Source organism: Buttiauxella sp. JUb87, from assembly GCF_004361975.1.
GTDB classification, from domain to species: domain Bacteria; phylum Pseudomonadota; class Gammaproteobacteria; order Enterobacterales; family Enterobacteriaceae; genus Buttiauxella; species Buttiauxella ferragutiae.
On the sequence record NZ_SNVY01000001.1, the window covers coordinates 418003 to 438496 of the forward strand.

The 20494-nt window shown below is 50.5% G+C and carries 25 protein-coding genes and 1 pseudogene; 9 read left to right on the forward strand and 17 right to left on the reverse strand.

Annotation, left to right across the window (positions count from 1 at the left end; translation table 11 throughout):
* Positions 1-48 precede the first annotated feature (48 nt).
* A complete protein-coding gene (locus EC843_RS01810; protein WP_064546614.1) occupies positions 49-1170 on the reverse strand; it encodes an amidohydrolase in 1122 nt (373 codons plus the stop codon).
* 10 nt (positions 1171-1180) lie between these two features.
* Positions 1181-2209, reverse strand: coding sequence for an MsnO8 family LLM class oxidoreductase (locus EC843_RS01815; RefSeq protein ID WP_121813520.1), 1029 nt, complete (start codon positions 2207-2209; stop codon positions 1181-1183).
* 313 nt (positions 2210-2522) lie between these two features.
* Here EC843_RS01815 and EC843_RS01820 point away from each other — a divergent pair, with 313 nt between their 5' ends.
* The 4 genes from EC843_RS01820 to EC843_RS01835 all read left to right on the forward strand — a co-directional run bounded on the left by EC843_RS01820 (position 2523) and on the right by EC843_RS01835 (position 5257).
* Positions 2523-2846, forward strand: coding sequence for a helix-turn-helix domain-containing protein (locus EC843_RS01820; RefSeq protein WP_064546610.1), 324 nt, complete (start codon positions 2523-2525; stop codon positions 2844-2846).
* Complete coding sequence (locus EC843_RS01825; RefSeq protein WP_064546608.1) at positions 2831-3145, forward strand: HipA N-terminal domain-containing protein; 315 nt, start codon at positions 2831-2833, stop codon at positions 3143-3145. Before EC843_RS01820 ends, EC843_RS01825 begins: the two co-directional genes overlap by 16 nt.
* Positions 3146-3147: 2 nt before the next feature.
* Positions 3148-4185 (forward strand): HipA domain-containing protein, encoded by a 1038-nt coding sequence (locus tag EC843_RS01830; protein WP_133521494.1) that lies wholly within the window; start codon positions 3148-3150, stop codon positions 4183-4185.
* Between the two features lie 565 nt (positions 4186-4750).
* Positions 4751-5257, forward strand: coding sequence for an Imm26 family immunity protein (locus EC843_RS01835; protein WP_166642021.1), 507 nt, complete (start codon positions 4751-4753; stop codon positions 5255-5257).
* A 279-nt stretch (positions 5258-5536) separates the two neighbouring features.
* Here the strand turns inward: EC843_RS01835 and EC843_RS01840 are convergent, their stop codons facing one another.
* The 6 genes and pseudogenes from EC843_RS01840 to EC843_RS01865 all read right to left on the reverse strand — a co-directional run bounded on the left by EC843_RS01840 (position 5537) and on the right by EC843_RS01865 (position 10276).
* Positions 5537-5971 (reverse strand): hypothetical protein, encoded by a 435-nt coding sequence (locus EC843_RS01840; protein ID WP_133521496.1) that lies wholly within the window; start codon positions 5969-5971, stop codon positions 5537-5539.
* On the reverse strand, positions 5968-6324 hold the full coding sequence (locus EC843_RS01845) for a tlde1 domain-containing protein (protein WP_133521497.1): 357 nt from the start codon (positions 6322-6324) through the stop codon (positions 5968-5970). The genes EC843_RS01840 and EC843_RS01845 overlap by 4 nt, the downstream gene beginning before the upstream one ends.
* Before the next feature lie 12 nt (positions 6325-6336).
* Positions 6337-6827, reverse strand: a pseudogene (gene tssD / locus EC843_RS01850) (type VI secretion system tube protein TssD).
* 341 nt (positions 6828-7168) lie between these two features.
* Positions 7169-8833 (reverse strand): methyl-accepting chemotaxis protein, encoded by a 1665-nt coding sequence (gene tsr / locus EC843_RS01855; RefSeq protein WP_133521498.1) that lies wholly within the window; start codon positions 8831-8833, stop codon positions 7169-7171.
* 86 nt (positions 8834-8919) lie between these two features.
* Entirely contained in the window at positions 8920-9504 is a 585-nt protein-coding gene (locus EC843_RS01860) for a PadR family transcriptional regulator (protein ID WP_133521499.1), read from the reverse strand.
* Positions 9505-9514: 10 nt separating this feature from the next.
* Entirely contained in the window at positions 9515-10276 is a 762-nt protein-coding gene (locus tag EC843_RS01865) for a siderophore-interacting protein (RefSeq protein ID WP_133521500.1), read from the reverse strand.
* 270 nt (positions 10277-10546) lie between these two features.
* Here EC843_RS01865 and EC843_RS01870 point away from each other — a divergent pair, with 270 nt between their 5' ends.
* Positions 10547-10762, forward strand: coding sequence for a YdcH family protein (locus tag EC843_RS01870; protein ID WP_064546600.1), 216 nt, complete (start codon positions 10547-10549; stop codon positions 10760-10762).
* Between the two features lie 39 nt (positions 10763-10801).
* Here EC843_RS01870 and yqfB read toward each other — a convergent pair whose 3' ends face one another.
* Both yqfB and EC843_RS01880 read right to left on the reverse strand, forming a co-directional pair.
* A complete protein-coding gene (yqfB, locus tag EC843_RS01875) occupies positions 10802-11119 on the reverse strand; it encodes a N(4)-acetylcytidine aminohydrolase (RefSeq protein ID WP_064546598.1) in 318 nt (105 codons plus the stop codon).
* 40 nt (positions 11120-11159) lie between these two features.
* Entirely contained in the window at positions 11160-11333 is a 174-nt protein-coding gene (locus tag EC843_RS01880) for a GhoT/OrtT family toxin (RefSeq protein WP_064546596.1), read from the reverse strand.
* A 166-nt stretch (positions 11334-11499) separates the two neighbouring features.
* On the opposite strand from EC843_RS01880, the gene EC843_RS01885 reads away from it, so the two are divergent.
* The 3 genes from EC843_RS01885 to EC843_RS01895 all read left to right on the forward strand — a co-directional run bounded on the left by EC843_RS01885 (position 11500) and on the right by EC843_RS01895 (position 13350).
* Complete coding sequence (locus EC843_RS01885) at positions 11500-11688, forward strand: YegP family protein (protein ID WP_064546594.1); 189 nt, start codon at positions 11500-11502, stop codon at positions 11686-11688.
* Between the two features lie 194 nt (positions 11689-11882).
* Positions 11883-12209: a DUF3302 domain-containing protein gene (locus EC843_RS01890; RefSeq protein ID WP_064546592.1), complete on the forward strand. Its 327-nt coding sequence runs from the start codon at positions 11883-11885 to the stop codon at positions 12207-12209.
* 4 nt (positions 12210-12213) lie between these two features.
* The gene (locus EC843_RS01895; RefSeq protein WP_064546590.1) at positions 12214-13350 is read left to right on the forward strand and encodes an HlyD family secretion protein; all 1137 of its coding nucleotides are present in this window, start codon (positions 12214-12216) and stop codon (positions 13348-13350) included.
* Positions 13351-13404: 54 nt separating this feature from the next.
* Here the strand turns inward: EC843_RS01895 and EC843_RS01900 are convergent, their stop codons facing one another.
* The 7 genes from EC843_RS01900 to ydcS form a co-directional block, all read right to left on the reverse strand.
* Positions 13405-13938 carry an anti-virulence regulator CigR family protein gene (locus EC843_RS01900; protein WP_133521501.1) on the reverse strand — a complete coding sequence of 178 codons (534 nt, stop codon included), beginning with the start codon at positions 13936-13938 and terminating at the stop codon, positions 13405-13407.
* 133 nt (positions 13939-14071) lie between these two features.
* Positions 14072-14314, reverse strand: a complete 243-nt coding sequence (locus tag EC843_RS01905) for a hypothetical protein (RefSeq protein ID WP_064546550.1) — start codon at positions 14312-14314, stop codon at positions 14072-14074.
* Between the two features lie 79 nt (positions 14315-14393).
* Complete coding sequence (gene patD / locus EC843_RS01910; protein ID WP_121813525.1) at positions 14394-15818, reverse strand: aminobutyraldehyde dehydrogenase; 1425 nt, start codon at positions 15816-15818, stop codon at positions 14394-14396.
* A gap of 19 nt (positions 15819-15837) precedes the next feature.
* A complete protein-coding gene (locus EC843_RS01915; RefSeq protein ID WP_064546546.1) occupies positions 15838-16644 on the reverse strand; it encodes an ABC transporter permease in 807 nt (268 codons plus the stop codon).
* Entirely contained in the window at positions 16634-17578 is a 945-nt protein-coding gene (locus EC843_RS01920) for an ABC transporter permease (RefSeq protein ID WP_133521502.1), read from the reverse strand. The genes EC843_RS01915 and EC843_RS01920 overlap by 11 nt, the downstream gene beginning before the upstream one ends.
* A 1-nt stretch (position 17579) precedes the next feature.
* A complete protein-coding gene (locus tag EC843_RS01925) occupies positions 17580-18605 on the reverse strand; it encodes an ABC transporter ATP-binding protein (protein ID WP_064546541.1) in 1026 nt (341 codons plus the stop codon).
* A 13-nt stretch (positions 18606-18618) separates the two neighbouring features.
* On the reverse strand, positions 18619-19764 hold the full coding sequence (ydcS, locus tag EC843_RS01930; RefSeq protein ID WP_064546539.1) for a putative ABC transporter substrate-binding protein YdcS: 1146 nt from the start codon (positions 19762-19764) through the stop codon (positions 18619-18621).
* Between the two features lie 292 nt (positions 19765-20056).
* Here ydcS and EC843_RS01935 point away from each other — a divergent pair, with 292 nt between their 5' ends.
* Positions 20057-20443: a VOC family protein gene (locus EC843_RS01935; protein ID WP_064546537.1), complete on the forward strand. Its 387-nt coding sequence runs from the start codon at positions 20057-20059 to the stop codon at positions 20441-20443.
* Positions 20444-20494 lie beyond the last annotated feature (51 nt).

Below are 20494 nucleotides of genomic sequence, written 5' to 3' on the forward strand. Positions count from 1 at the left end.
TCAGGCTGCACGCATCCTGGGGAGTTGACCCCTGCGTATTAGAAGTAATTACTTTTCCAGTAGTGCTTGTTCCGCCAGCGTGGCGAAATAACGCGCCGCATCTTCAATTAATGCTTCATCCGGATTAAAGGCCGAATGATGTAAACCGTATTCGCTGGCGCTGCCAATACTGACGAACGCGCCGGGAATGGTTTGCAAATAAACCGCGAAGTCTTCGCCGCCCATATGCAGTTCAGAGGTTTGTGTGCGATAACCCACTCGTTGTGCGAGCTGCATCGCAAATGCCGCCCATTTATCATCGTTGATCAATGTTATTGGCCCGTTAAACCATTCCACCTCAATGTGCGCACCAAACGCACTGGCTAAACCGGCTGCAATCTCACTGATCCGTTTCTCGACCTGCTGCTGAATTTCGTTGCGATGAGTGCGCACGGTTCCTTCCAGCTCGACACTTTCCGGCAACACATTCCAGGTATTTCCCCCTTGTATGCGCGTGACACTGACGATGACAGAATCCAGCGTATCCACGTTACGGCTGGCGATAGTTTGCAATGCCAGCACCAGTTGGCTGGCAATCACAATGGCGTCTTTACCTTCATGTGGACGGGCGGCATGTGCGCCTTTTCCCCGCACCCGTAAAACAAAACGATCGACGTTGGCATAGAATGCGCCCCCTCGGGTGGCGAAAGTGCCAACCGGTAAACCAGGCTCGTTGTGCATGCCAAAAATAGCGGACACGTTTTCCAGTGCTCCGGCCTTTATCAGTGCCTTTGCACCAGTAAAGTTTTCCTCCGCTGGCTGAAACAGCAAACGCACACGGCCGGATAAATGCGCCTCGCGCTCTTTTAATAACAAGGCCGCACCCAGAATCACGCTGCTATGAACGTCATGCCCGCAGGCGTGCATCACGCCATCATTGTGTGAGCTAAACGCAACACCGCTGGTTTCCTGAATCGGCAGTGCGTCAATGTCAGCTCGCAGCGCAATGACCTTTTCCCCTTGCCCGACTTCCGCCACCACACCGGTGGCAAGCGGATAAGGCAACAAACGTAAACCTGCGGATTCCAGCCAGTGACGAATTCGCGTGGTGGTCGCCACTTCCTGGCCAGATAACTCCGGGTTCTGGTGTAGCTCGCGCCGCCAGTTGATAAGTTGCTCTGCGAATGTCATCGGCTTCCCCTTACCAGGCTTCATGTTCGGCGGTAAATTCAGATACCGACGCCGCCTGCTGCACGCCAGCCAACAAACGAAGCGACTGAAAACGTGCCGCAGGGTCACTCACTGGCGTATCAATAATGAATTCGTCGATGGCAAATTCCTGGCTCAGTGCCGCAAGCCCGGCTTGAACTGTCTCGGCGGTGCCTTGCAGCAACGAAGGTTCACGGCGTTCAATCCGTTTGATGGCACTCCCAGCCTGGCGAGCAAATGCGTAAGCCTGGGCTTCGCTGGCGACACTGACCCGCTGGCTGTTTTCCAGCTCAACGCTCCAGATTTCCACAAGGTTCGCCAGCTCAGCCGCTTTTTGTGCGTCCTGCGCAACAATCACCTGTACTGCCACCACCGTTTCACGTTGGCTTCTGCTGCGCCACGCACCGAGTACCTCACGCATCAGATTTTTATCGCCATTCAAGTGGGCGGCATAAACGAAGTTCCAGTCGAGATTTGCGGCGAGCTTCGCACTTTCGAGGCTGGCACCCAGCAGAAAACGCGCGGCACTGTGCGTCGGAAGCGGCGTGGCGCGTAAAGTTTCTACATCTTCATCTTCGTGGGATGCGGGCAAGGAAAGCCAGTTATCCAGTTCTGTGAGTTTGTCGGCAAACGAGGCGTTATCCTGCCCGCCACGCTGTAACGCCTGGGTAGATAACGGTAAGCCGCCAGGCGCTTTACCCACGCCAATATCAATGCGGCCCGGTGAGAGATTTGCCAGCAGATTGAAGTTTTCTGCCACTTTATAAGGGCTGTAATGTTGTAGCATCACCCCACCGGAACCGACACGAATGCGGCGGGTTTGCCCGACAATCCAGGCAATCAGCAACTCTGGTGATGGGCTTGCCAGCCGCGAAGTGTTGTGGTGCTCGGCAATCCAGAAGCGGTGATAACCCCAGGCTTCCGCCTGTTGTGCCAGATGCAGCGTGTGTTTCAGGGCGTCGGCAGGCGTTTCGTCCTGAGCGACCGGGCTTTTATCCAACAGGCTGATTCGATATGACATGCAGCAAACTCGCGTTGATTAACATGCCTTCATTAATAAGGTTTCCACTCAATCGAGTGAAACAATTAATTTACATTTCGTTAGCAATAAACTGGATAAGCCAGCGTGCAATACTGCCATATAGATTATATATGGACTGAAATAATTAAATAATCCTATAAATATACTATTTATGAACCCTGAAATTGACAAAAGACCGTAAATGAACCATCTTTGGTTAATAATTAAAATAAGGGTCATTTATGATATATATCGATATCAACAGACCATTAACAACCCTTTTTAATGCAAAAACTCACATTTAAGGTCACACGTGAACTACGACAATGCCACGCTCGCAGACAAACTGCATGCCATGAGCGAATTATTGAATGACGTTAAAAAAGCCGTGACGCTGCGTGCGCAAGAATCGGAACTCATTATTGACGAACAAGTGATCACGTACTGCGCACAACTGGGGCAAAAACTGAACCAGCGCCGCAAAGAGCTGGATATCGACCTTGCCACCCTTGAGCTACAAACCGGCGTGTCCGCCTCAACGCTCAAACGGCTGTTTAAAGATCCGGAACAGGTCAAATTTGGCACGGTGTTACGCGTCGCTGAAGCACTGGGTGTGAAGTTATGCGCCGCCGTGTAGAGGTGTGGTTATATGGCGAACCGGTCGGCGAACTGCGCCAGCATGACGACGGCTTCGAATTTAGTTATCGCGCTGACTACATCGGCCCGCCGCTGTCGCTAAGTTTGCCGGTGCGTGTCGGCCACTTTCGCAGCCAGACACTGCCGCCCTTTTTTGCCTCGCTGGCACCAGAAGGCTGGCTGAAAAAGCGCTACAGCCAACTACAACAACGCGACGAGCACGACCTACTCGGAATGCTTATCGATAACGGCAAAAACCTGATTGGCGCGGTACAACTGGTCAGCATGCAGGAGGATTAACCATGCGTTGCCACATTCTTTTAACTCCATTGCTCCAGGCCAAAGAGCAAGAGTCGGGCTATTCATCCAAAGGCCTGAAACAGCTGACGGGTTCGGGCAAGGTGAACCCGCAACTGAGTTTTACCCGTGATGACTTTATTCATGAATTGCCGAAAGCGCAGCGTGGCATGAGTATTTCCGGCTACCAGCCGAAACTGCAAATGGTGGTGCGCGCCGGCGAATTTGCGGTGGTTGAACATCAGGGCGAATACATCCTCAAGCCTTCTCCGGCGGAATTCCCCCATCTGGCAGAAAACGAACACGCCACCATGACGTTAATGGCGCGACTGGGGTTTGATGTGCCGCCACACGGGCTGGTGAGCTTTGCCGCTGTTGATAACGAAGCGGAGCGCGAGTTGGCATTTGTTATCCGTCGTTTCGACCGGGATATTCAAACCGGAGCGGCCATTCATCAGGAACAGCTTGATGCAGCGATGAACGTCGGCGAAAAGTACGGGAAGACGGGCAGTGATGGAAAGCAGTATGTCAGTTATCAGCAACTGGCCGAGTTCCTGACACAACATGTGAATAGCAACATCGCCTTTAAAATCGATTTGTTCCGGCGCATTGCCTACGCGTATTTGTTGGGGAATAACGATATGCACTTGCGCAATTTCGGGCTGATTCATCCACGTATTGGCGAACCAATGCTGTCGCCAGTGTATGACTTTGTGTCGGTTGCGCCCTATCCCGCCATTTTTAGCTCCGGTTTTATGGCGCTGCCGCTATTAAGATGTGAAGAAGGCGACCGCGAATTAGCGCCAGGTTTTAAGACCGCTTACGGCGAATATCTTGGTATGGATTTTCAGGCGTTGGGTTTGAGTATGGGGATGACGGAGAAACTTATTGTTAAATTGCTCAACGATATGCACAAAGAGAGCCGCATCGTGGATGCCGTTTATCGAGATTCGTTTATGCCCGCAAAAGACGTGGAAGCGACGTTGCGTTGTTACCACCAGCGCCTGGATCGTTTAATGCGCTTAGATGAAGCGGAGTTGTAATGGTGGTGGATGGACGGTTTTGATGTTGTAGCCGTAGTAGGCCGGCATTCCGGCCTACTATCGAGGCATATTAATAGCTGTGTTTATTGCCGGTTTTCACGGGTGTATTACTGAATAACGCCAGGCGTGAATCCAGCGCCTGGGTGTAAAGCATGGTATCAGGGGTTTGAAGCCCATCCGTGTGAAAACGTACGCTAAGTGTGTTTTTTGAACGATAGTGTCAGATTAGATTCATAGACATTTTTCTTGATGTGTCTGGAAAACGAGAAAGCAACCTTAATCTGACAGTATTTGCTGTTTATCCTTACGTCAGCTTGATGTGTACTTAAAACTGACATTACAGAAGGTTACATTCTTAGCGTACGTTTCCGTCCCATTGGGCTTCAAACCCCTACTCAGAAGACGGTAAATTTAATGCTGGAGCAGGCAACCGTGCCCGCTCTTACGACCCCAGCAGATTGAATGATCCTAATGATGAGAGGGCCAAAGCGTTTGATGAAAATTATAGAAATAGAATGTCATCACATTCATCTTCGGAGAAAAAATGCTAACTTCGTGGGGGCGTATGAAAAAGATTGATGTAGGTACTTGTTTTTACATTCCGCTTGAAAGCGGTGAGTTTGGTTTCGGATACATTGTTTATGATGATCAGTTTCTCATTGTGAATATATTTGATTTTAAATCGAACAGTTGCAAGGATGTTATCTCTGCTTTTGGTAGGCCACTTTTGATTGAAGGGTGGCTAATTGATGTGGTTGTTTTTGCTAAAATAAAAAATGCAATGTACCCAAAGTGGGAGTTACTACGTAAAGTTATATATGACAACCCTAGGCTCCCTGTAAACCCTATAGTAATATATGGGCTGCCAAGCAGGCTCAAATGCCTAAATTATGTAACTGGCGACACGTTTGACGCTACGGATAATGATATAAATATTTATCCTGGATTTATCACGAGGCATAGTGACTATTACTCTGCTTTCGTGAGGTTAAAGTATTCTGGTGCTCAGTTTGATAATCTGCGGTTTGATGAAAAGCTTGATTGCTATATACCAGTGCCCAATGGTCTGTAATTTTTTGCTATTAGCAGAGGTTGTATCAATACTACATAGTTAGAAATGTTGGCAACCAAGCGTCAGTGAAATACTGGCGCTTTTACCATTTCATGGCCAGCATTAGCCTTCACTATTCCCGTTGTCTGGCAAGGAAACCGCCTACCGCCCCAAACAAAGACGTGCGAAAGCGGCTGAGGGGGTTCAGCGACTAAGGATAATTAACACGGGAAATCAATGGGGGTGGAACGTGAGGAAAGCCCGGTCAGCCGACCGGGCTTTGTACTTCAGGGGATAATATTACTCAACCTTGCGGGCGTTGTCTGCTTTCCATTCCTCATAGCTTGCTTCGAGGATCCACAAACAGGTCGCGCCCTTGTCTGTCCCCAGCAGGGCCAGACGGGTCCGCTGATAAAAATCCTCGACCACCGCGGCGGATTGTTCAGCCGGAACGCCACAGACGATATCCGTCCCAATCATATGGGGCCATGTCCTGGCGTCAATGGCTTTGAGCGTTTCCAGAACGCCAGGGGCATTTTTCGAGAGCGCCCTGGCCAGTGCATCCTCTAGACCGGTGGCCTGCTTAACGTCCGCCGTGGCCGCCAGTCCCGGAACCTTATCCAGCCAGGCTTGCTCCCCTGACTCGACGCCCTTCAGCGAAGCGGGCCAGTCGGTGGCATGCCCCCCCGCCCAGACCAGGCACGGGAACAGGCTCAGAAGCAGGAGGCGCTTCATCGGACGACCTCAAGCGTCCCACCCTCACGCAGAACGCGGCGCCGGGTTGCCAGGGACATAATAATACAGCCCTCAGACGCGAAGCCCGCAGGCTTGTTAACCCTTTCCCCGTGAATGCGGAAAGCAGAACGGCCAAACGTGTCCCCGGACGTCTGCTCCAGGATAATGGTCACCGGCCCTTTTGACGTTGAGTGTCCCGCGATTCTGTACATTCCACGGGAGAGCGGCCCCATCCCTTTGACCTGCTGGCGGTCGGGGTTGTTTTTATTGGTCAGGCTGCCGGAATAACCGGTCTCGACTAATTCGCTACCGTTGTACAGCCTGCCTGTGCTTTGCTGATATTTCCATGTCATCGCTCTTTATCCTTATGCGGTTGCGCGTTCGTTCCAGCTGTCAGAGTGGATGATATTCCCGTCCACATAACGCCATGTGATTTTTTCGTAAATCAGCTCCACCACTTCCAGGTGGTTCCGTTTTTCCCCGTACTGAGATTTGACGTCATACATGATCGGCCCCACGCTGACGAACGTCACTCCTTCCATCACAGTGCTGAAATACTCAGTCTCCTGACCGGCGTCATTGATTCGATAAAACTTTACTTCTGCTGACAGGAGCTTCTGCCCAGAGGTCACAGCCTTGTACAGATAGGGACTGGAGGCGTCGATCTCCTTATCAAAACTGTAGGGGGAATGTTCGCGGGTGGCGGTGGGTTTGCCTGTCGCGTTGTCTGTGGGGAGAGTGACGCCGTGATTCAGGCCGAGGACTCGATACTGCCTTCACGGCCCGCAACGTCGACAGAGCCGCGAATCTCCGCACCGCAGTCATCTTTGAGCCATAGATAAGCTGGAATAGCCATAGTTTTAAACTCCATTTTAAAGAGAGAGCCAGCGCAAAACATGCTGGCTAACCTGCTGCTTTCACAGTGGAATTAAATTATCCCTAAGTCAAATTATCGTCGATTTTTGTACAGTATGAAAATTCTGTAACGGGGGGGTTATTGATTTAAATAAAAAAAGGCCGGAATAATCCGGCCCCTTTACGGTGAATATTGTTACTAAAATAAATTCTGCTGCTGTTTTCCAGACTGGCCAGCGGACTGACTGAAAAGCTCCCAGCCCAGGCGGTCGCTAATGCCGAACTGAGGACAGAGAACGGCCATAAGCGCAAGCGCCATCCACCACATTCATTTCACCGAAATCAGAAGGTTTCCCAATTTTCGTTAGACTCGCTGACTGCCGCTTTGCGCGGTGTCATTGGCGTAATCGTTACTTTGGGTTCAGCGCTTCGAACTGCGGCTTTGGCATCCTGGTTAATACGAAACACCGCCACGGCCTGAGTCAGACGACTGGCTTGCTCTTCAAGTGCTGAAGCGGCGGCAGCAGACTCTTCAACCAATGCGGCGTTTTGCTGCGTAACACGGTCCATTTCAGAAACCGCCAGCCCAACCTGGTCGATACCACGGCTTTGCTCGTCAGATGCCGAGGCAATTTCGCCCATGATATCGGTCACGCGGGTCACCGCATTGACAATTTCACCCATGGTTTCGCCAGCACTTTCCACCAATGTTGAACCGGTATCCACTTTGCTGACGGAATCTTCGATCAGGCCTTTGATCTCTTTGGCCGCCTGTGCACTGCGTTGTGCCAGATTGCGTACTTCACCGGCAACCACTGCGAAACCACGCCCTTGTTCACCCGCACGTGCAGCTTCAACGGCGGCGTTAAGTGCCAGAATGTTGGTCTGGAAGGCAATGCCGTCAATCACGCTGGTAATGTCGGCAATTTTCTTCGAACTGCTGGCGATGTCGTTCATGGTGCGCACCACGTTATCCACCACTTTTCCGCCCTTCTGTGCGGTTTCAGAGGCACTCAATGCCAGTTGGCTTGCCTGGCGGGCATTTTCCGCATTCTGTTTAACGGTGGCAGTTAACTCTTCCATGCTGGCAGCGGTTTCTTCAAGCGAGGCCGCTTGCTGCTCGGTGCGTGAAGAGAGATCGTTATTGCCGATGGAGATTTCGCTGGCGCCGCTATAAATCGCGTTCGCGCCGTTACGCACATCACTCACCGTACTCATCAACTCTGACTGCATATGACGCAGACTGGACGCCAGTTGCCCCATTTCGTTGGTGCCTTCCACATCAATAGAACGCACAAGGTCACCGCTTGCGATGTGACGAATGCTTTCAATCAGGCGATGCAGCGGTTCAATCAGGGTTTTCTTGATGCCCAGCCAGACGGTAACAATCGCCGCCGCAACCAGTGCCAGAATCACGATCAGGATCCAAATGGCCTGCGAGTAAGACTGATTATTGTCGTCCACCGCTTGTTGGTACAGATGGTCGTTTTGTTGCAGATAATTGATGTACTCTTTTTCAAAACCGTCCTGATATTTCTGCGTAGGCTGGTCGAAGAATTCGTTAATTTTCCCCGCACCCAGTAACTGGATTAGCTCCGCCAGCGCACCATGGTAAATCGCATAGTTACGCTTGATTTCATTGGTAGACTCTTCGCTCTGGCGTGGGTCGCGTGGCAAGGCTTCATATTCAGCCCACTCTTTTTCCGCCTGCTTTAACGACTGGCTGGCGATCAGCATCAGCTCATTAACCGTCGCGCCGCTGCCGATATTGTTGGTATCCATCATATGACGGATGCCCGCACGGTTTAGCGTGTTACGGGTTTGCAGCAGGGCAACCCAACTGCCATTAAGGGTAGATTGCTGCTGGCGAATGGTTTGCAGCACGGTGAAGTTTTCTTTGTCGTTTTTCAGCGCGTTGAAGAACAACCCGCCGGAGGTCATTTGTAAAAGGCCAAATAACCCCAGCACAAACAGAAGACTGGTTACTACTTTTATGCGATTTAACATGCTTTTGCGTTCTCATGACAACAGAAGCATATAGTTTCGGCAGAACTCGTCGAAACTTTATGCTTCATTGCACAGAAATAGCAAAATTAACTCCGCTCAATATCCTTAGCGGCCTGATCTAAAGTATCGATGATTTTATACAGCGTCTCTTTTGGCAAATCGCTTTGCCCAAGTTTGGTATTAAGTGCCATTTTAAAGTTATGAATAGCACGCTGAATTTCAGGTAGACGGCGGTTATCGCCTAATACCCCTAACGATTCGAGCTTAGCGATGATATGGCCAAGGTGGTCTTGTTGTAGTACGAGTTCAGCATGGCCTTCGGTAGTAAGCGTCCACGCCTTTTTACTGCTGTCGCTTTGCACGGCAGTAATCAAGCCCATCTCCTCAAGCAAAGACAGGTTAGGGTAAATAATCCCCGGGCTTGGGACATATTCGCCTTTGGCGATGGCCTCGATGGATTTGATCAACTCATAACCGTGCGCATTGTTGCTTGAAAGGAAATGCAGGATCAGCAAACGAATGTCGTTGGCATCAAACATGCGTTCACGGCGCATGCGCCCTTTCCCTTCCATACCGCCATATTCGTGATGATTATGGCCGCCGTGCAAACCGTGTCTTTCGTGACGTTCATGTTTGGCGCAAAGACGATGGTGTAGATGATGGATTCTCATGTTCGTTTCCTTATTTATGATGCCAGTAAGCCACAGCGCGCACGTAATCGGCGTCCAGAGCGTGGGTTTCCAGCAGTTCATCATTGAGTTTTTTGACGTCGCGACCTTCTCCGGTAATCCAGACAAAATAGTCGCTCTCCGGGAATTCAAGGGTGCTTAAGTGCTTAGCGATAGATTCGCTATCAAGCCAGTGAATATCCGCCTGTTTGAACTCACTCAGATACTCGCGGCTTTGTGCGTGTTGGCTGTTTACCAGCACAGTGGGGACAATATGTCCGGGCAGAGAGAGCAGACGGCGGCGAATGGCAGGTAAACCGCTTTCATCACAGACATAGAGCTGGCATGAATAGTCACAAGGAATGACCAGCGATCCACGTGGCCCGCCTATCAGTAACGTATCGCCAGTCGTGGCAATTTCCGCCCACTGACTGGCAACGCCGCCGTCATGAATATAGAAGTCCAGCGTCAGTTCGTTACGCGCGGCGTCAAATTCCAGCGGGGTGTAATCACGCGAAATGGGACGCGGACCGTCCCCCCAGACAATGCCGTCGTCAGTGACTGACGGGCGAGCAAACTCACCACTTTCTGGCGGGAAAAACACTTTCACATGGTCATCAAACCCGCTCGAGGTGAAACCTGCTAATTCTGGGCTGCTAAAAACAATGCGATAAAAACTACCCGCAACGGTTTCTTTGCTTTTTACGGTTAACTGACGAAATTTAAGCTCGTTTTTGACGCGTTGTGGAAGATTAGGTTTGGTTTGTAAGGTCATCTGTTTCTCATTTTTGAATGCGTAAGATATATCATAGATATGTTTTAGCACACAGAAATAAGATTGTCGTTAACAATTTTTGCCGTTAAGCAAGGCGTAACATGCCGAAAATTTAATCTAAATTGTTAACGCGCCTCGTGGATCTCAAATTGACAAACCCTTACCAAGCGGTGCTTCCAATTCAGGCCGAGCGGTGCCTACACTGCAAATGGCAGCAATTGCCAGGGCTTATCCATTCATCACCTACCTACTCGACTCCGGAGGTTTGCAATGTTTCCTGAGTACCGTGAATTGATTACCGAATTAAAATCCGCCAACCCGCGTTTCCTCAGCTTGTTTGACAAGCACAATCAGCTTGATGATGAAATTTTACGCAAGGAGGGGCCGCAAGGGACGGGATACAACGAAAAAGTCATGCAGATGAAAAAAGAGAAGTTGCGGCTAAAAGATGAGTTGTATCAGATGTTGAAGAAAGCCAGTCAGTAGGTGAAATTTCAGGAAGGGGAAACTCCCCTTCCTTTGTTTTTAAGCCGCAGTAACCAACCTAAAAACAATCGCATAAAGCTCATTCAGACCTGGATAAATATCCGCAATCACCTCTTTAAGCTGAGGCAGCGTCATATTCTCCTGACGCGCATGCTCGTCGGTCAGTTGCCCGAGCAACACCGGCATCACACTGATCACTTCGATGGTGCAAAAATAGACATCGTCTTCATAACGCCCGACACGTAATTGCTGGCCTGCCGTAAAGTGCGACTCAGAGACATCACGCAGCGTGATTGTTTTACGGCCGGCAACAATATCACCCTCAAAGCGCTGGAAAAAAGTTATGTCATTCATCACGTACCGTTCCTGTTCTTTAACTAGTTGAAGTATAGAGAGTTTAAAACAGAGAAAACAACAACGCGACAGGGAAACTCATTGGCCAGGTTGCCCCTACCAGCACAGAACATAACAGTTTGATGCTCTTTTTATCCCGAGATAAAAACCATGTAATAATCGCGGTTATTAACGACATAACCACATAAAAAACCAACATCTTCTGATAAACCGACATTTTTATAAGCTGATTGCAGTGAAATTACGCTATAAAATATGCTCTTTTTTGTGGCGTATATCAAGTTTTAACAATCACGCCCCCTCCTCAGCCACCTCATTGATTGATTGCACTATATTTAAGCTACTCACCAGACAAAGGGTCTGGGGTAAAGCGGAGATTTTTTATGGGTCACTACGTTTTAAAGAAATCAGCGAAGGCGACTGCCGAACCATTTTATTTCGTGTTAAAGGCCTCTAACGGGCAAATTATCGCCCAAAGCGAAATGTATGCCTCGAAAGCGGCTGCACAGAAAGGGATTGAATCGGTTCAGAAAAATGGTGCATCGACTGATATTCGCGATGAAACGGAATAATTAACAATATATAAAGGTGATGACGCCGGCACTGAGTAGTGAAAACCTCTGTCTTAAAGAAAAGTGCAAGCGTCATCAACTTATTAAATGGAAATAACTAATCATTAAGGGGTGATTTTATCTGAATCATAATCTCAGTGCCGGATAGCGACTATCTTTAGATTAGATTTAACGCTCTATGATTCGAGGCCATTATGTTTCTAAACTACTTTGCGCTTGGTGTGCTTATTTTTGTGTTTCTCATTATCTTTTACGGGATCATTATTCTTCACGACATTCCTTATCTTATTGCTAAATCACGTAATCACCCACATGCCGATGCGATTCATGTCGCTGGTTGGGTGAGTTTGTTTACCCTGCATGTTATATGGCCGTTCTTATGGATTTGGGCCACTCTTTATCGCCCGGAACGCGGCTGGGGGATGCAGCAAGACCCAGAGATTACACTGGCTTCGTTACAGCAAAGGGTGACTGAGCTGGAGCAAAAGTTAGATAACAATAAAATAACTCCATCGGAGTAATATCATGGATTTACTCATTATCCTGACATATGTTGCTTTGGCATGGTCAATATTCAAGATATTTAAAATACCAGTAAATAAATGGACAGTGCCAACCGCTGCATTGGGAGGAGTGTTTTTAATTGGCGCGCTCATTTTATTAATGAACTACAACCACCCTTATACTTTCCTGGCGCAAAAAGCGGTTATTTCAATTCCGTTGACGCCACAAGTCACAGGGATAGTGAGTGAAGTGACCGATAAACAAAATACAATGATTAAAAAAGGAGAAGTGCTGTTTAAATTAGAACCCACTCGCTATCAGGCACGGGTAGACAGACTTCAGGCTGATTTAACCACTGCCATTCATAGTACGGAGTCACTCAAATCAGAACTTGATGCCGCCATTGCCAACACGGCCCGTGTCAGTGCAGAACGCGACAGATTGTACAAAGATTACCAACGTTACCTTCAGGGCAGTAAAGCGAAGGTTAACCCGTTCTCTGAAAGTGATATTGATAATGCCCGACAAAATTATCTTGCACAGGACGCACTGGTAAAAGGCTCGGTTGCTGAGCAGTCACAAATCAAAAGCCAGTTAGATAGCATGGTCAACGGCGAACAATCCCAGATTGTTAGCCTGCGCGCCCAGCTTGCAGAAGCCAAATACAACCTTAACCAAACCGTGGTTCGTGCTCCGAGTGACGGTTACGTGACTCAAGTGTTAATCCGCCCAGGTACCTATGCGGCCGCCCTGCCGTTGCGCCCGGTGATGGTGTTTATACCGCAACAAAAACGCCTAATTGTCGCGCAATTCAGGCAAAACTCGCTGTTACGTTTAAAACCAGGTGATGAAGCCGAAGTGGTGTTTAATGCACTCCCAGGCCAGGTTTTCCCTGGAAAACTCACCTCAGTTTTGCCGGTCGTGCCTGGTGGTTCTTATCAGGCACAAGGTACGCTGCAATCATTAACGTTAACCCCTGGAAGTGACGGCGTGTTGGCGATAATTGAGCTTGCACCTAATGCAGATGTTGATGCGTTACCTGATGGGATTTTTGGCCAGGTCGCCGTCTATTCCGACCATTTCACCCATGTGTCGGTGATGCGTAAGGTGCTACTGCGTATGACCAGCTGGATGCACTACCTGTATCTGGATCACTAAACTAGCAAAGACAAAAAAGCTCGCCGAGGCGAGCTTTTTTTATGCACAAACCAGTTAATCAAATACACCATTAATAACAGAAGTCACAATCGCGGTACTGAGTGCGACTAACACGAGGTCCTGACCAACCGCCTGCCATTCATAGCCAGGATAATAAGGCAGTTGATTCAGCATCGTGCCAGGGACCGATTTCTTCGCGATACCCGGAGGTAACGGTTTACCGCGTGCCAGGTTTTTTGCAATGCCTGGAGGCAACGGTTTATATCCGGTAAAACCATAGTTAACCGCTAAATGTCGCGCATCATTAAATGTGATGTCGGTATCGACGTGGTCTGGCTTGCCGTAGTTTTTACGGCTCCCTTGATTTTCTTTTGAATTACCGTTTCCTTTATCACTCTTATCCGCTTTAGCTGATTTATCGGATTTGTTACCGCTATTTCCCTTATTACCATTGCCATTACTGTTTCCCTGGCTGCCACCATTACCACCACCGTTTCCATTGCCAGGATTTGCTAATGCTGACACGGAAAAGATGGACAGTGTAAGAGCAACCGTCGCAGCAGTTAATAAAGAGCGAGGCTTACGCATATTCATTCCTGTTAGTGTGGATACTCCTACAAATTTATGTGTGTCTGAGCCAACTCGCAAGGTGAAAACTCCTGGAGTGTGGGGTCAAACATGAGTATCCATATTGTCCGGCCGAATGCACCACCTCGCACTTTCAGTACTTGATATCGCGGGCGGTTTGTCGGCCTTCCCGTTTATTCTGACGGTGTTCTTGACGGCAATCAGCATTACCGAACACGCCATTGCGACAATCTTGTTTGGTTTGTCGAGAATTTTCGCGCGTGTCCTGACGCACGCCTCGGGCATCCTGGCGTTGCTCTGATTGCTCAGTTGCCTGTGCGGGTATAGCGCCTGCCATGAACACGGCGGCCAGCAGCATTAATACATATTTCTTCATAGTAACCCCTCAAAAGAAAGCACATCAGTGTGGCACACCTAAATTATAGACTTCATGAACACAACCGCTTATTGACGTCTTAATGTTTAATCATCACATGGCGGACAACGGTGTAATCCTCCAGCCCAAACAGTGACATGTCTTTGCCGTAACCCGACAGTTTTTGCCCACCATGTGGCATTTCACTAACCAGCATGAAATGGGTATTCACCCAGGTACAACCGTACTGTAAGCGAGCGCTAAGGCGATGCGCGCGGCCCACATCTTTTGTCCAGACTGAAGAGGCCAGGCCGTAGCTGGAATCATTCGCCCAGCCCAAAACCTGCTCTTCTTCATCAAACGCGGTCACGCTCACCACCGGGCCGAAAACTTCTTTCTGCACGATGTCATCTTCCTGCTTCGCCCCCGCAAGCAAGGTTGGCTGGAAGTAATATCCCGGCCCGTCCACTTTCGCCCCGCCCGTTACCACTTTGACATGTGCCAGAGCTTTGGCGGCATTCACCGCGTTGTTGACCCGCTCAAGATGTGCGGCAGAACTTAACGGCCCAAGTTCGGTAGATTCATCTTCCGGCGCGCCAACTTTCAGGCTGCTGACCGCTTCCCCCAGTTTCTCAACCAGTTTGTCGTAAATACCCTTCTGCGCGTAGATACGACAGGCTGCGGTACAGTCCTGGCCCGCGTTGTAATAGCCAAAAGTCCGCACGCCTTCCACTACCGCATCCAGGTCGGCATCATCAAACACAATTACCGGCGCTTTGCCGCCCAGCTCCATATGAGTGCGCTTAATCGAAGGCGCGGTATGGCTGATGATATGTTCACCGGTAGCAATCGAACCGGTTAGCGACACCATGCGCACTTTCGGGTGACCGGTCAGCACATCGCCGACAGTTTGCCCGCGCCCAAACAGCACATTTAACACACCTGCCGGGAAAATATCTTTCGCCAGTTCCGCCAGCTTAAACGCAGTAAGCGGGGTGATTTCAGACGGTTTAATCACCACACAGTTACCAGCGGCAAGTGCCGGGCCGAGTTTCCAGGCTGCCATCATCAACGGGTAGTTCCACGGCGCGATAGACGCCACCACACCAACCGGATCACGGCGGATCATCGAAGTATGACCGCTCAGATATTCCCCCGCCGCCAGTCCGTTCAGGCAGCGGCTTGCGCCCGCAAAGAAGCGGAACACATCCACCACAGCGGGAATTTCATCATTCAACACGCAGTGATAAGGCTTGCCGCAGTTTTGCGATTCCAGGCGGGCAAACACATCGCCATTTTGCTCAATCACATCAGCCAGTTTCAGCAGATGTTCGGCGCGCTCTTTCGGCGTGGTTTGCCCCCAACTGGCGAAGGCGTTATCCGCCGCTGTCACTGCGTCATTAACCTGGTTCGCCGTGGCTTCGGCGATTTCCAACAGCACTTCACCGGTTGCCGGATTGTAGACCGGTAACTTTTCCCCGAGGCCGTCTACTAACTGGCCGTTAATTAATAGCTGGCTTTGCATAGTGATACCCTTCTCAACGTTATTTACCGCTGCCCGCGACGTCATCTCCGCCACGGCTCAGCCAGTACGCCCCTAGAATCGGAATGGTGGTCATCAGCATCACCATCAACGCCACCACATTAGTAACCGGAACTTCACGTGGGCGCCCAAGCTGGTTGAGCAGCCACAACGGCAAGGTGCGTTCGTGTCCGGCGGTAAAGGTGGTGACAATAATTTCATCAAACGACAGCGCGAACGCCAGCATGCCTCCGGCTAACAGTGCCGAACCGAGATTCGGCAAAATCACATACCGGAAGGTTTGCCAGCCGTCAGCCCCCAGATCCATCGAAGCTTCAATTAAACTATAAGAGGTGCGACGGAAACGGGCGATGACGTTGTTAAACACAATCACCACGCAAAACGTTGCGTGGCCCACCACGATAGTCAGGAAACCGGGTTCAAAATTCATCATCTTAAAGGCGGTTAACAACGCAATGCCGGTGATAATTCCCGGCAAAGCAATCGGTAACAGCAGTAATAACGAGATGGCATTTTTGCCAAAGAATTCCCGCCGCCAGAGTGCCGCAGCGGCCAATGTCCCGAGAATCAAAGCAAGTAGTGTTGCCAGTGAAGCAATTTTAAGTGACAACGTCACCGAGTCCAGAATATCGCCGCGCGATGCGGCAACGCTGAACCAGTGCAGCGTCAGCCCTTTGGGTGGAAAGCTGAATGCGGCTTCTTCGGTGTTAAAGGCATAAAGCGCGATAATCAGCAGGGGGAAATGCAGGAAAATCACCCCGCCCCAGGCGGCGATTTTCAGCAGTAACGGAGCGCGTTCAGAGTGCATCGAAAGCCCCCAGTCGTTTCACGAGTGAAAGATAAATGGCGATCAATACAATCGGCACCAGCGTAAAGGCCGCGGCCATCGGCATGTTGCCAATTGCCCCTTGCTGGGAATAGACCATGTTGCCGATGAAATACCCCGGCGGCCCCACCAGCTGCGGCACAATAAAATCACCGAGGGTGAGCGAAAAGGTAAACACTGAACCCGCTGCCACACCCGGAATCGCCAGCGGTAAAACCACATGGCGGAAGGTTTGAGCCGGGCGAGCCCCCAAATCTGCCGATGCCTGTAACAATGACGGCGGCAAGCGCTCAAGTGCGGCCTGAATCGGCAAAATCATGAACGGCAGCCAGATATAGAGAAACACCAGAAAGCGGCCAAAACCAGAAGTCGACAGCGTATTGCCGCCGATTGCCGGAATGGTCAGCATCAGGTTAAGCAACGGCTCCAGACCCATGTGTCCAAGAAACCACTGCGCCACACCATCGCGTGAAAGCAACAATGTCCAGGCATACGCTTTCACGATGTAGCTCGCCCACATCGGCAACATCACCGCGATATAGAAAAACGCTTTGAGTTTCCCGGTGGTATAGCGCGCCATGAAATACGCCATCGGGAAAGCCAGCACAGCACTGGCGAGCGTCACGGCGATCGCCATCGTTAGCGTGCGCAAAATAATGTCGTAATTCGCCGGGTTAAACAGTGCGGCAATGTTGGCGAACGTCAGGTCTGGCGTGACCGACATGGTGAAATCATCGAAGGTGTAAAATCCTTGCCACAACAGTGTCAGCAACGACCCCAGATAAATAACACCAAACCACAGCAATGGTGGCAGCAGTAACAAAGCCAGCCAGAATCCAGGGCGTTGCCACAAAAACGTAGCAACGCGGCGCATCAGGCGGTTGTCAGGATGAGATGCGGGAAGACTCATATCCATTTCATCCTTCCCCCAGCAACGGAACCATCGCCGCCCGGGGCCAGACTGCGGTGACCTGCTGGCCGATTTGATAGCGTTCTTCGCTGATAATGCGTTGCGGGTTCGCCTCACTGACCAACAGTTTTTCGCCACCGGCAAGACGCAGTTCAAAACGCGTCGCCGCCCCTTGATAGTGGATTTCCTGAATCATGCCATTGACACGAATTTCGTTGCTGAGGCTCGGTTCATTACTCAGGACGATGTGTTCAGGGCGCAGTGAAAATAACGCTTCTTCGCCACATACTTTCCCGGAAAGCGCCGGTTGCAACACGTTTGAAGTGCCCACAAAACTCGCCACAAACGCAGTGCGCGGTTTCATATACAACTGGCGTGGCGTATCAACTTGTTCGATACGGCCATTGTTAAACACCGCCACGCGGTCGGACATCGACAACGCTTCACTTTGGTCATGGGTGACAAAAATAAAAGTGATGCCCAATTCACGCTGCAGGTTTTTCAACTCGCCCTGCATCTGTTCACGCAGTTTGAGATCCAGCGCGCCCAGCGGTTCATCCAGCAACAAGACACGTGGGCGATTGACTAAGGCACGTGCCAGCGCCACACGTTGCCGCTGCCCACCGGAAAGTTGCGACGGTTTACGAGCGTGAACAAAACCCAGTGCCACGCGCTCGAGTGCTTCTTGCGCTTTGGCGAGGCGAGTTTTCTTATCCACGCCTTTGACCATCAAACCATAAGCAACATTTTCCAGCACCGTCATATGGGGGAATAAGGCGTAATCCTGGAAGACGGTATTCACATCCCGTTGATAAGGCGGCACGTCTTGTGCCGGTTTGCCGAAAATGGCGATTTCGCCGGAGGTGACCTGTTCAAAGCCCGCAATCAGCCGTAAGCAGGTGGTCTTGCCCGAGCCAGATGGCCCGAGCATGGAGAAAAACTCCCCGTCTTCAATATCAATTGAGACGTTATCTACGGCTCGCACATCACCGTAAAGGCGCGAGACGTTTCGAAACTGCACAGCGTACGGCATAACTCCTCCAGGCTTAACGGCCACCCATGATGGCGATGTAATCCTGGGTCCAGCGACTGTACGGCACGAATTTACCGCCTTCGGCTACCGGGGTTTTCCAGAACACGATCTTATCGAAGTAGTTGTAGCCGTTGGTTTCACAGCCTTTATCGCCGAGCAAGGTACTGGCTTTACAACCTTCAGCCACGGCAGGCAGTGAGCCAAACCAGGCCGCTACGTCACCCTGAACTTTCGCTTTTAGCGAGTGGTCCATCCATTTGTAGGCGCAGTTCATATGTTTGGCATCAGCATGCAGCATGGTGGTATCTGCCCAACCGGTGACGCCCTCTTTCGGGAATACGGTACCAATCGGCTGGCCTTCCCCTTTCAGGGCGTTGGCCTGATACGGCCAGGCGCTGGAGGCCACCACCCCTTCGTTTTTGAAGTCGCTCATTTGCACTGTGGTGTCATGCCAGTAGCGGTGAATCAGACCGTGTTGGTCACGCAGTACCTTCAGCACTGCCGCGTATTGTTCTTCGGTGAGTTGGTACGGGTCGGTAATGCCAAGTTGTGGCTGTGTGGCTTTAACAAACAACGCGGCATCGGCAATGTAAATCGGCCCATCATAAGCCTGCACTCGGCCCTGATTGGTTTTGCCGTCAGGCAAGTCTTGTTTGACGAACACCACGCTCCAGCTGTCAGGCGGTGTCGGGAAGGTTTTGGTGTTGTACATCAGCAGGTTTGGCCCCCACTGATACGGCGTGCCATACACTTTGCCGTCGACGTTAAACCACGAGCCTTTTACCAGGCGCGGATCAATATTTTTCCAGTTAGGGATAAGCGCAGTATTAATCGGCTGCACACGTTTACCCATAATCAGGCGCAATGAGGCGTCGCCCGATGCGGTCACCAGGTCGTAACCGCCCTTCGCCATCAAACTGACCATTTCGTCAGAGGTGGCCGCCGTTTTCACGTTCACCTTACAACCGGTCTCTTTTTCGAAATCCGTCACCCAATTGTAGGCTTTGTCGGTATCACCACGTTCGATGTAACCCGGCCACGCGATAATATCGAGCTGCCCTTCACCGGCACCAATTTTGTCTGGAAGCCCTGCCGCCTGTGCAGAAAGCACGGTCAAACAGAGGGTGGATAGAGTCCATATAGCCTGTTTTGTACGCATTGCTGCTACTCCTGTCGGAAAGATAAAGGCGGCACGACATGGGTTATTTGTGCCAAAAGTGCAAAAAAATCCCCGTACAAAAACAATAGTCTGCGCCAATATGGCAAGCATGGCGGTAACCGGATATTTCACCAGGATGTGATAGAGGGCGCAGTAAACAGCGCGACGGGCATCGCGGTACGAGTAAGATAACCAGATGATTTTTAAAGTGTAGACAAGGTGTAAACGAAGCGGTGACTCTGCGCTGCTGCTTTCCACAACTATCGAAATTTCATATGGATGGAGGTAAAAGATGCAGGTTGCTCATATCGCCCTGTGGACCAACAATCTTGAGAGCGCCTGTGCCTTCTGGCGTCAACATTTCAACGCGCATATTGGTGAGGCTTATCACTCAAAGCGCCGTGAAGGGTTTATCTCCCATTTTGTGACGCTGGAAAATGGCCCCGCACTGGAACTGATGACGCTACCGGGGCTGGTGGATAAACCGCCGCGCGAAGATAACCGCACCGGCTGGGCGCATATCGCTATTAGCCTGGGTTCTGTGGAAGCGGTCGATAAACTCGTCGCCAGCCTTAAACCGCTCGATGCTCTGGTACATGAAGCTCGCTGGACTGGCGATGGTTTTTACGAGGCGGTGATAGCAGACCCGGATGGTAATCTGATTGAGATAACGTCCTGATGATGTCGTGAATGCTGCTGACGCGAATCCACCCTACAAAATCGAAACCGT

Bases quoted from the DNA above. Each gene is read 5' to 3' on its own strand.
- tsr (WP_133521498.1), bottom strand. From the start codon at position 8,833: ATGTTAAATCGCATAAAAGTAGTAACCAGTCTTCTGTTTGTGCTGGGG.
- EC843_RS01810 (WP_064546614.1), bottom strand. From the start codon at position 1,170: ATGACATTCGCAGAGCAACTTATCAACTGGCGGCGCGAGCTACACCAG.
- EC843_RS01870 (WP_064546600.1), top strand. From the start codon at position 10,547: ATGTTTCCTGAGTACCGTGAATTGATTACCGAATTAAAATCCGCCAAC.
- EC843_RS01815 (WP_121813520.1), bottom strand. From the start codon at position 2,209: ATGTCATATCGAATCAGCCTGTTGGATAAAAGCCCGGTCGCTCAGGAC.
- EC843_RS01880 (WP_064546596.1), bottom strand. From the start codon at position 11,333: ATGTCGGTTTATCAGAAGATGTTGGTTTTTTATGTGGTTATGTCGTTA.
- EC843_RS01860 (WP_133521499.1), bottom strand. From the start codon at position 9,504: ATGAGAATCCATCATCTACACCATCGTCTTTGCGCCAAACATGAACGT.
- ydcS (WP_064546539.1), bottom strand. From the start codon at position 19,764: ATGCGTACAAAACAGGCTATATGGACTCTATCCACCCTCTGTTTGACC.
- EC843_RS01905 (WP_064546550.1), bottom strand. From the start codon at position 14,314: ATGAAGAAATATGTATTAATGCTGCTGGCCGCCGTGTTCATGGCAGGC.
- EC843_RS01895 (WP_064546590.1), top strand. From the start codon at position 12,214: ATGGATTTACTCATTATCCTGACATATGTTGCTTTGGCATGGTCAATA.
- EC843_RS01845 (WP_133521497.1), bottom strand. From the start codon at position 6,324: ATGACATGGAAATATCAGCAAAGCACAGGCAGGCTGTACAACGGTAGC.
- EC843_RS01920 (WP_133521502.1), bottom strand. From the start codon at position 17,578: ATGGATATGAGTCTTCCCGCATCTCATCCTGACAACCGCCTGATGCGC.
- EC843_RS01825 (WP_064546608.1), top strand. From the start codon at position 2,831: ATGCGCCGCCGTGTAGAGGTGTGGTTATATGGCGAACCGGTCGGCGAA.
- EC843_RS01865 (WP_133521500.1), bottom strand. From the start codon at position 10,276: ATGACCTTACAAACCAAACCTAATCTTCCACAACGCGTCAAAAACGAG.
- EC843_RS01935 (WP_064546537.1), top strand. From the start codon at position 20,057: ATGCAGGTTGCTCATATCGCCCTGTGGACCAACAATCTTGAGAGCGCC.
- patD (WP_121813525.1), bottom strand. From the start codon at position 15,818: ATGCAAAGCCAGCTATTAATTAACGGCCAGTTAGTAGACGGCCTCGGG.
- EC843_RS01900 (WP_133521501.1), bottom strand. From the start codon at position 13,938: ATGCGTAAGCCTCGCTCTTTATTAACTGCTGCGACGGTTGCTCTTACA.
- EC843_RS01840 (WP_133521496.1), bottom strand. From the start codon at position 5,971: ATGAAGCGCCTCCTGCTTCTGAGCCTGTTCCCGTGCCTGGTCTGGGCG.
- EC843_RS01885 (WP_064546594.1), top strand. From the start codon at position 11,500: ATGGGTCACTACGTTTTAAAGAAATCAGCGAAGGCGACTGCCGAACCA.
- EC843_RS01925 (WP_064546541.1), bottom strand. From the start codon at position 18,605: ATGCCGTACGCTGTGCAGTTTCGAAACGTCTCGCGCCTTTACGGTGAT.
- EC843_RS01915 (WP_064546546.1), bottom strand. From the start codon at position 16,644: ATGCACTCTGAACGCGCTCCGTTACTGCTGAAAATCGCCGCCTGGGGC.
- EC843_RS01835 (WP_166642021.1), top strand. From the start codon at position 4,751: ATGAAAAAGATTGATGTAGGTACTTGTTTTTACATTCCGCTTGAAAGC.
- EC843_RS01890 (WP_064546592.1), top strand. From the start codon at position 11,883: ATGTTTCTAAACTACTTTGCGCTTGGTGTGCTTATTTTTGTGTTTCTC.
- EC843_RS01830 (WP_133521494.1), top strand. From the start codon at position 3,148: ATGCGTTGCCACATTCTTTTAACTCCATTGCTCCAGGCCAAAGAGCAA.